This window comes from Psychrobacter sp. AOP7-B1-25 (genome assembly GCF_052376195.1).
In the GTDB taxonomy this organism is placed as follows: Bacteria; Pseudomonadota; Gammaproteobacteria; order Pseudomonadales; family Moraxellaceae; genus Psychrobacter.
Map to the genome: position 1 here is coordinate 1 of NZ_JBQSVK010000043.1, position 981 is coordinate 981.

1 protein-coding gene is annotated in these 981 nt (G+C 42.9%); it reads right to left on the reverse strand.

What is annotated here, in order from left to right; translation table 11 throughout:
* Window positions 1–9 precede the first annotated feature (9 nt).
* On the reverse strand, window positions 10–891 hold the full coding sequence (locus ACT3QR_RS13890) for an IS982 family transposase (RefSeq protein WP_443512307.1): 882 nt from the start codon (window positions 889–891) through the stop codon (window positions 10–12).
* Between the last annotated feature and the right edge of the window lie 90 nt (window positions 892–981).

Here is a 981-nt window from a genome sequence, read left to right on the forward strand (position 1 = left end):
ACCCCACTCTCAACTTGAAATAAGCAAATCAAACTGAAGAGGCGGATTACCAAGTTTTTTATTGAGTACAAAGCACAGATTATGCGACAGAATCTTACGAATCAATCGATGAGACAAATGCCATAAATCTCTTGCTCGCACTCTTTGTATATTAAATCGTTCTGATAGCTGACCAATGACTGTTTCAACGATACGGCGAGCTTTCATTAGCCGTCTTACCACAGGTTTGGGTCTATCCTCTTTCATGTTGGCTCTGAGTGGCGTTTGTAAATCCACTCCTTGAGCGTCGTAGTACGATGTCAGACTAGGGCTGATATACCCTTTATCAGCGCCGAGCAAACCATGGATATGGTCAGTAATATCAGGCGCAACCGCTCTTTCATCAACATTGGCAGGGGCAACGGTAAAGCCTTTAATCATGCCCGATAAGTTAACAAGCAAATGTCCCTCAAAGCCATAGTATCTCTCTTGCTTAGCCGCACAGTAGCTAAAAGCCGCTAAGTCTTGATAGTTTTTATGCCGATAAGCGCGTCCATAATGACAGACGGGTATCGGAAAGCCATCCATAAAATGAATGTTGTCACGGCCTTCAATTTGACTGACTTTATCTTGTATCTGCTGTTTGACTTGCCACAGATTGGCGCAGTGCTTTGCGAAGTTAGGGTATGAGCCGATGGCTGGAAACCAGTCTTGCCAATGCTGGGTAAAGTATTGCCAAATTTGTTTGTCTTGATCAAGGTGTAAAAATTCACCGACCATCTCCATGCAAATGATCTCAGGATCACTCAACTTTGGTGCGTAACCTGCACCTCGCAAGGGCTGGGTGACGACTATTTTGTAATATTGCTCTACCATTAAATAGATATTGATGATAAATTCGTCTATGGGCATCTCACAACTCCATTGTATTCTTGGTCGAAAACAATAGATTAGTGAGGTGCTCTTCTTTTTTCAATCACTTTCGAAGTTGAGAGTGGGGTA